At 70.4% G+C, this 8,053-nt stretch carries 8 protein-coding genes; 4 read left to right on the top strand and 4 right to left on the bottom strand.

Going from position 1 to position 8,053, the window contains the following annotated elements:
- Positions 1 to 179 (bottom strand): GTP-binding protein (locus AX721_RS13385; protein ID WP_304440891.1); only part of this gene is annotated, 179 nt, incomplete at its 3' end.
- A 118-nt stretch (positions 180 to 297) separates the two neighbouring features.
- On the opposite strand from AX721_RS13385, the gene AX721_RS13380 reads away from it, so the two are divergent.
- Positions 298 to 1,251 carry a cation diffusion facilitator family transporter gene (locus tag AX721_RS13380; RefSeq protein ID WP_068876493.1) on the top strand — a complete coding sequence of 318 codons (954 nt, stop codon included), beginning with the start codon at positions 298 to 300 and terminating at the stop codon, positions 1,249 to 1,251.
- Between the two features lie 34 nt (positions 1,252 to 1,285).
- Positions 1,286 to 2,392 carry a serine hydrolase gene (locus AX721_RS13375; RefSeq protein WP_197422565.1) on the top strand — a complete coding sequence of 369 codons (1,107 nt, stop codon included), beginning with the start codon at positions 1,286 to 1,288 and terminating at the stop codon, positions 2,390 to 2,392.
- Here AX721_RS13375 and AX721_RS13370 read toward each other — a convergent pair.
- From AX721_RS13370 to AX721_RS13360, 3 genes are all read right to left on the bottom strand, one after another.
- Entirely contained in the window at positions 2,389 to 2,796 is a 408-nt protein-coding gene (locus tag AX721_RS13370) for a hypothetical protein (RefSeq protein WP_068876491.1), read from the bottom strand. The genes AX721_RS13375 and AX721_RS13370 overlap by 4 nt on opposite strands.
- Positions 2,797 to 2,880: 84 nt before the next feature.
- Positions 2,881 to 3,255 (bottom strand): PRC-barrel domain-containing protein, encoded by a 375-nt coding sequence (locus AX721_RS13365; RefSeq protein WP_068876490.1) that lies wholly within the window; start codon positions 3,253 to 3,255, stop codon positions 2,881 to 2,883.
- 52 nt (positions 3,256 to 3,307) lie between these two features.
- Positions 3,308 to 4,513: a helix-turn-helix domain-containing protein gene (locus tag AX721_RS13360; RefSeq protein ID WP_068876489.1), complete on the bottom strand. Its 1,206-nt coding sequence runs from the start codon at positions 4,511 to 4,513 to the stop codon at positions 3,308 to 3,310.
- Positions 4,514 to 4,661: 148 nt separating this feature from the next.
- Here AX721_RS13360 and AX721_RS13355 point away from each other — a divergent pair, with 148 nt between their 5' ends.
- Both AX721_RS13355 and AX721_RS13350 read left to right on the top strand, forming a co-directional pair.
- A complete protein-coding gene (locus AX721_RS13355; RefSeq protein WP_068876488.1) occupies positions 4,662 to 6,614 on the top strand; it encodes a TonB-dependent siderophore receptor in 1,953 nt (650 codons plus the stop codon).
- Positions 6,598 to 8,052, top strand: a complete 1,455-nt coding sequence (locus AX721_RS13350) for a PepSY domain-containing protein (RefSeq protein WP_082765785.1) — start codon at positions 6,598 to 6,600, stop codon at positions 8,050 to 8,052. The genes AX721_RS13355 and AX721_RS13350 overlap by 17 nt, the downstream gene beginning before the upstream one ends.
- Position 8,053 lies beyond the last annotated feature (1 nt).

The following is an 8,053-nucleotide window of genomic DNA, read 5'->3' as shown; positions in this document are numbered from 1 at the left end:
TCGTCGGCCCCGACGATCAGGTCGTTGTCGATCCCCACCTCGCCGAACTCGTTGACGACGACCGCGTACTTCTTGCCGTGGTCCTCGGAGAGGATGCGGTTCAGCAGCGTGGTCTTGCCCGCGCCGAGATAGCCGGTCAGTACGGTAACGGGGATCTTGGTGGAGAGGGTCTCGCTCATGCCCGTCATGTAAGCGGCATGGCGTGACTTATGAAGTGCCGTTCTGGCGGGCGAGGCGGTTCCCAGGGGGCCCGATTGCGCGCTAGTGTTCTCTGAACTTGATGTTATAAAGTAACACATGACGACCGCCGAACGACCCGAGCCGCTCGACGCCTTCCGCGACGACCGCACCTATCTGGGCGCGGATCATCGCCGGAACGAGCGACGGACGTGGATCGTCACCGGCATCTGCGCCGCGACCTTGGCCGCCCTGGTGGCCGGCGGGGCCGCCACCCGGTCCATGGCCCTGATGGCCAGCGGGCTGCACATGGCCGCGCACGTGGCGGCGCTGCTGGTCGCGGCCGCCGCCTACGCCCTGGCCCGCCGCCACGCGGACAACCCCGCCTTCAGCTTCGGCACCGGGAAGATCGGCTACCTGGCAGGCTTCGCCAACGCGGTCGTGCTGGCGGTCACCGCCATCCTGATCGGGGTCGAGAGCATCATGCGGCTCGCGAACCCGCAGACGGTCGACTATCACGGGGCCCTGCCGATCGCTGCCGGCGGCCTGGTGGTGAACCTCGTCTGCATCTGGCTGCTCAAGCCCACCGGGGTGTCCGCCTCTCGCAACGACCCGCAGGGCGACCTGAATCTGTCCGCCGCGCACCTGCATCTCAGCGCCGACGCCGCCGTCTCGGTCCTGGCGCTGCTGGCGATCGGGGCGGGGCAGTGGCTCGACCTGGGCTTCGCCGATCCGCTGGCTGGCCTGCTGGCGGCCTTCCTGGTGGCCCAGTTCGCCTGGAGCCTGCTGCGCAAGGCCGGCGCCGCGCTGGTGGACATCAATCCCTCGCCTGAACTCACCGCCGAGGTGCGCCGCCGGCTGTCCGACGAGGGCGAGCGGGTGATCGACCTGCACCTCTGGCGCCTTGGTCCCGGGCACCATGCGGTCATCGCGGTCATCGCGGCGGCCGATCCCAAGCCTGTGGCGACCTACCGCGCCCGGCTGGCTGGACTGGCCGGGCTTTCCCATGTGACGGTCGAAGTCCGCGAGAGCGGCGAGGCGCACGGTCATCACCACGGCCACGCGCACGACTGAGTAGCTGGAGCGTTCCGCCCGTATGGCGCAGTGGGTGCGATATTTCCGAAGCGGCCGGGCCGTCGTCCTCGGCGGCCTCGTGGCCGCCGCGGCCCTCGCTGGGGGACTGGTGTCCGCGGATCGCGCCGTCCGGCTCGCCTCGGCCCCGCTGACGGCCGCCCGGCTGGAGATCCAGCGCAAGCAGGCCCCGCCCGCGCCCGCCGCCCTGCAGGCCCGGCTCGATGAGTTGGCCGCCGCCTATGGCGAGGAGGTGGGCGTCGCGGTCACCGATGTGGCCGAGGGCTGGACCGCCGGCGTCGACCACGAACGGCCCTATCCGCAACAGAGCGTCTCGAAGCTGTGGGTCGCGATCGCCGTCATGAAGGCGGCCGACGAGGGCCGGCTCGACCCCTACGGCTGGGTCACGCTGACCGGCGAGGACCGCTCGGTCTTCTACCAGCCGGTGTCCTACCGGATAGGGACCGGCGGCTACGCGACCCCGATCTCCGACCTGCTACGCCGCGCCCTGGTGGAAAGCGACAACGCCGCCAACGACAAGCTGATGCGCGAACTGGGCGGGCCGGACGGCGTCGCCGCCACGCTGGAGGGCATGGGCCTGACCGGCGTCAAGGTCGGCGCCTACGAACGCGACCTGCAGGCGCTTACCGCCGGCCTCGTCTGGCAGGCCGACTATGGGATCGGATGGAACTTCCAGGCCGCGCGCGAAGCGCTGCCGATGGCCACGCGCCAGGCGGCGATGGACGCCTACCTTGCCCAGCCGCTGGACGGAGCGGCGCCGGGCGAGATCACCACCGCTCTGGCGGCGCTGTCCCGTGGAGAGCTGCTCTCTCCGCGATCCACCGAGTGGCTGATCGGCCTGATGACCCAGGCGCGCACCGGCCCCCGGCGCCTGAAGGGCGGCCTGCCTGCCGGGTGGACGATCGCGCACAAGACCGGCACCGGTCAGGACTTCCGCGGCGCGTCGGTCGGCATCAACGACGTCGGGCTGATCACCGCCCCAGACGGCCACGTCTATGCCGTCGCGGTGATGATGCGGCGCACGCGAAAGCCCGTGCCCGAGCGCCTGGCCTTCATGCAGTCGGTCACCCGGGCCGTCGCCGAGCAATGGATGCGCGACGACGCGTTCCAGACCGCCGACTAGGGGCCTGCCGCCGCTGCGGTCGCCGGACGCTGAATTCCGCGTACGACGGTCACCTTGATCGGGTCGCCCTCCATGCTCTTCGACGTCCAGACCGCGCCCACGCCGCCGTTGGCGGGGAAGTCGGTGCAATAGCTGAAGGGGATCGGGATCGGTCGGGCCTGCTTCAGACAGACCTTGCCAGCATCCTTCTCCGACCATTTCCCGGAAGACCATTTTCCGCGCCGGCCGAACGCTTCCCAGGTGCCGTCGGCTTTGAACCAAAGCCACTGGTGCTTGCCGTCGGGATAGAGCGCCTTGACCGTGTTGCCGAAGGCGGCGGCCACGCCGCGGGTCTCGGCGTTTGCGGGCTGTGCAGCGGTGGCGAAGGCGATGATCGCCGCAGTCGCGAAGGTCAGTCTATGCATCAGGCTTCAGGCGCTTGGTGGGCTATGGCGGGACGAGGCGCATCACCTTCTCGCGTGGCGCCTGAACAGTGGCTGAAGGCGCTTCTAGCCCCAGTACGGGCCGACGCCATAGCTTGAGTAGTAGCCGAAGATCGCGTCCCGGCTGACGCTGTCGTTCCAGCCGGACAGCTCCGCTTCGTCGATGGTCGGGGCCGTCTCGAGGTCGGCCTTGTCGAGGGGGATCACATAGGCGCCCCTGTCCACGTCGTACTTCAGCAGGCGCCACGGCACCGGGTGATAGCGCGCGCCCAGGCCCATCAGGCCTCCGAACGAAAGGATCGCATAGGCGACCTCGCCGGAGACCTTCTCGATGGCCACATCCTCGATCTTGCCCAGCTTGTCGCCGGCCTTGCTGACGACGTCCGTGCCGTTGACGCGGTCGGCGGGAATGAGCGGGTGCTCGGGTTTCCTGGCGGTCATGGCGGCCTCCTTCGCGATCTCTCCGTCAAAAACGGCCGCGGGGCCTGGAAGTTCAGCGCGAGGCCGTCACCCGCCGGGCCCCCAGGGCGGTGCGGCCCACGCCGTCGACCTCGTAGAGGGCCTCCAGAGGGGCGTCCCGTCCAGCCGTCAGCGCTCCGAGCGTCTTTGGGTCGCTCGCCACCTCGGCCATCTGCATCACCCCGATGTCGCGGGCGCCGGCCACGATCAGGAACCGGTTGCCGGCCGGGCCGCGGAAGGCGGCCAGGTAGCCATAGTCGCGATTGGGCCGGTTGGCCGACGCGGCGCCGGCGCCCGAGACGAACGTCTGACCGGTCGCGCGGTCGACCAGTTCGTCATAGGTCGAGCCGATGGCGAAACGGGAACGCTCGAACACCGGCTGGTGCAGGATGCGCAGCCCGGAGAGATAGCCCACATAGACGATGTCGGCGCTCTTCATCAGTTCGGGCGTCAGGTGCGAGGCGGTGGTGACGCGGACCCGGTCCGCGCCCCCCGCCGCCTGGCGCACCAGGGGCATGATCTCCCGCAGGGCCAGGGTCGCGCCCACCGGCGTGTAGTAGGTGTCGAGGTCGACGTAACGGCCCTGGAATTCCGGGTTGTCCATCAGCCAGGCGTCCAGGTCGGCCGGCGAGTTGATCTCGAACGCCCGGATCATCCGCCTGGGGCCCTCGCCATGGTCGGTGTCGCCGAAGATGTAGTAGTCGCCCACCACCACGATCACCTGCCGCTCGCGCCCGATCCCGGCCCAGAGGGGCGAGGCGGCCGCTCGCGCCAGGTCGCGCGTGGGGCCGATCTCCCGCGCCAGGAAGACCCAGACGGCGATGTTGGCGGCCGCCAGGGCCACGGCCGCGGCGAGCGCGGGCGCCGCCCAGCGCCGGCGCGGCCTTGGCGCGGAGCGCGGAGGCTCCGCCGGCGCCGGCGTTCCGACCAGGTCCAGCCGATACTCCCCGACGGGAATGGCCAGCCGGTAGGGTTCGCCCGCGCCGGGGCCGGCGTAGAACTCGTCCAGCTTCTTGCGCAGGCGGTGAACATAGACCCGCACCGAGGCGTCGCCCGACAGGTCCAGCTCGCGTCCGAACACGTCGTGGGCCACATCGGCTTCGCGCAGGGTGCGGCCGTCCCGGGTCGGATCCGCCAGGTAGTCGAACAGCCGCGCCAGGCCATGGCTGCGGCCCAGGATTCCGCTCTCGCGAACCCGCGCCACCTGCGCCGCCATGGCTTCGGATCGCTGTCCGTTCATACCCGACTTTCGACTCCCACGTCTCCTGTAACCCCCTGTAACGGGCCTGAAAACGGTAAAGTACGGGCCCGCTGCCCCCGAGCCCGCTATCGGCGGCCCAGGCAGGTGACGCCGCGGTAGATCGCGGGGCGGCCGAGGGGCGATGCGAATGCGGAGAATCTGGCTGCTGGGCGCGGCGATGACGGCGCTGACGGGGGCGGCGCGCGCCGCCGACGTGGGCGAGGTGGTGGTCACCGCCCGCCTGGAGGAGAGCCTGCCGCAGGAGCTCTCGCGATACGGCGGCGACCTGGAGGTCATCGGCGCCGAGACGGTCCGCCGCAACGCCTACGTGGATGTGTCCCAGGCCCTGCAGATGCAGACCCCCGGCCTGTTCGTCTCGCCCCGCAACGGACCGTTCAGCTACGTCGACATCTCGCTGCAGGGCTCACGCACCGGCGACGTGCTCTGGCTGGTGGACGGCGTTCGGATCAACAATCGGCTCTACACCTCGACCAGTCCCGCCGACACCCTGCCGGCCAGCATGATCGAGCGGATCGAGGTGCTGAAGGGCGGCCAGGGCCTGTTCTACGGGACGCAGGCGGCGGCCGGGGTGATCAACGTGGTGACCCGCGCCTACGCCGACGAATTGGGCGGAAACCTCACGGTCGGCGGCGACACCAACCAGGGCGTCCACGCCAGCGCCATGGTGCGCGGCCCGGCGGGCCCGGGCCGGTTCGTCGCCTGGGTCTCGAAGGACGAGGCCGAGGGGTACAAGACCTTCGACGTCTTCCAGCCAAGCTCCACCGCCCGCAAACGCGGCTACGACGTGGTCAGCTTCGGCGGCAAGCTGGGCTTCGACCTGGCGCCGTCCCTCTCGGCCAACCTCTACTATCAGCACACCGACGCGCATCTGGACTATCCGGGTCCCCGCCTGACCCGCCTGTCGTTCAACGACCGGGACGAGGAGATCGCCAGCGTCAGCCTGGACTGGACCGCAAGCGAGCAGGTGCGGCTCTCGGTGAAGGGCTACTATCACGACTGGGACAGCGTCTATTCGACGGTCAACAACGTCCCCGGCCAGCCGGCCGGCCCGCCGGTGATCGTCGACGACCTGACCTACTGGGGCTACGAGGACTATGGCGTCAGCGTCCTGGCCAAGCTGAACCTGCACCGGGGCCTGGAATACCAGCTCGGCTACGACTTCCAGAACTTCAACGGCCGCGATGAGGTGCTGCTGATCGCGCCCCGCACCGAGAAGGTGCATGCGGCCGTCGCCCAGGTGCGCACCACCGACGAGCTGATCCGCAACGCCCATCTGGCGGCGGGCGTCCGTTTCAACCGGACGGGCGGCGGAGACAAGGCGGTCTGGAACCTGTCGGGCCGCTGGGATGCGACCCCGGCGCTTTATCTGGAGGGGTCCGCGGGAACCTCGTTCATCCTGCCCAGCGCCGAACAGCTCTACGCCTTCGACCCCTTCTCCGCGGCCGGCAATCGCGACCTCAAGCCCGAGGACAGCCTGGGCGGCAGTCTCGCGATCGGCGGCCAGGCCGGCCGCTTCACCTGGCAGGTGACCGGCTTCGCCCGCCGGATCGACGACCTGATCGTCGACGTCTACGACCGGCCGGCCTTCCCGGAGGGCCTCTACGTCAACGTCGACCAGCGCGTGCGCACCCGTGGCCTGGAGCTCAGCGGCTCGGCGAGGCTGGCGGAGGGGGTCACGGCCCGCGCCTCCTATGCCTACACCCGCACCCGGGCCGAGGGCGCCGGCCGCCAGTTCGATCGCATCCCTGAGCACCAGGCCAAAGCCTCGCTCGCCTACGATCCGGCGAGCCTGCCGGTCGGCGCCTCGGCGACCCTGCTGTGGACCGGCGACATCCATCAGACCGTCAGCGGCTTCGGGCGCGTGAACTATGGGAACTACGTCGTGGTCGACCTGGCCGCCCACGTCTTCCTGGATCCGGCGCGCCGCCATCGCGTCACCGCGCGCCTGGAGAACGCCTTGGACGAGGACTACGCCACGCGGGTGAACTCGGCGCTCGTGGACCTCTCGACCCAGCGCTTCCTCTATCGTTTCCTGGGCGTGCCCCGGACCCTGCACGTGAGCTATGCCTATAGCTTCTGACGCCCCTCCGCGCCCCGTCCGCAAGCCCTGGGCTCCCCGCTGGCTGGTGGTCCTGCACCGCTACGTCGGCGTGGTCATGGGCCTCCTGATGCTGCTCTGGTTCGCCAGCGGCGTGGTGATGCTGTTCGTCCACTGGCCGGAGGTGACCGACGCCGAGCGCGAAGCCGGCCTGCCGCCGATCGCCTGGGCGCGGTGCTGCAGCTTCGGCGACACCCAGGACGTGCTCCAGGTCCAGGCGGCAAGCGTGGAGAACCTCGCCGGCCGGCCGGTGCTGCGCTTCGACGGCCAGGCGCTGGACCTGGCGACGGGACGTATGATCCAGCAGGTGTCGCCCGAGGCCGCGGCGCAGGTGGCCCAGGCCTATGCCGCCGCGCACGGCGTTGCAGGCCGCGCCGGCGCGCCCGCCCTGGTCCAGCGCGACCAGTGGACGGTGACCGGCTATTTCGACCGCAGACGCCCGTTCCACCTGTTCCGCTTCGACGATCCCGCCCGGACCGACGTCTATGTTTCGGCGCGCACAGGCGCGGTGTCCCAGGCCGTGAACGCGCGGGAAAAGCTGCTGAACTGGCTGGGGCCGATCCCCCACTGGCTCTATCCTCAGGTCCTGCGGACCGACGTTCGACTGTGGACCCAGGTGGTGATCTGGACGTCGGTGACCGGCGTGTTCCTGACCGTCACGGGGATCTATCTCGGCCTCGTGGCCTGGCGACCCTGGCGCGACGCGCGGCTCACGCCCTACCGCGGGCTCATGGCCTGGCATCACCTCACGGGCCTGGCCGCGGGAGTCCTGGCCCTGACCTGGGTGGCGAGCGGCCTCTTCTCCATGAACCCCTGGGGGTTGTTCGAAAGCCGGCCCGACAGCCGGTCCGAAGAGATGGCCGGCCCGGTGTCCTTCGGCGATCTGAAGCTTGCGGTGGAGGGGGCGAAGGCCGCCGGGGTCAGCCCGCGGCGGCTCGTGGCGGCGCCGCTGGAAGGCCGGCTGTATCTGATGGCCGACGGCGTGCGCCTGGACGCGGACGGGCGTCCCGCGCCCCTGGTCCCTGCCACGCTTGCGCAGGCCGCCATGCGCCTGGGGCCGGCGCAGCGGGCCGAGCTGATCGATCGGGAGGACGCCTACTACTATGGCCACCATGAACCCGTGGTCCTGCCGGCCTACCGCGTCGAGCTAGCGGACGGCGTCCGCTTCTATCTGGACCCCGCCTCGGGCGCGGTGCTGGCCCGGGTGGATGGGCCGCGCAAGGCGGGCCGCTGGCTGTTCGAGGGCCTGCACCGCCTCGACGTCGTCCGCGGTTTCGATCGGGGCCCGGGCTGGGCCGCGGGGATGGTGGTCCTGCTGGTCTTCGCAGGCGCCGGCGTCGCGACCGGTGTCTGGCTGGGTTGGCGGCGCGCCCGGACCGACGTGGCGCGCCTCATGAAAAAAGCCCCGAAGCTCGGCTGAG

It is taken from the genome of Phenylobacterium sp. CCH9-H3 (assembly GCF_001557235.1).
Taxonomy (GTDB): domain Bacteria; phylum Pseudomonadota; class Alphaproteobacteria; order Caulobacterales; family Caulobacteraceae; genus Phenylobacterium.
The sequence above is the reverse complement of the archived record's forward strand: the minus strand, read 5'-3'. Positions and strand labels throughout refer to the sequence as shown.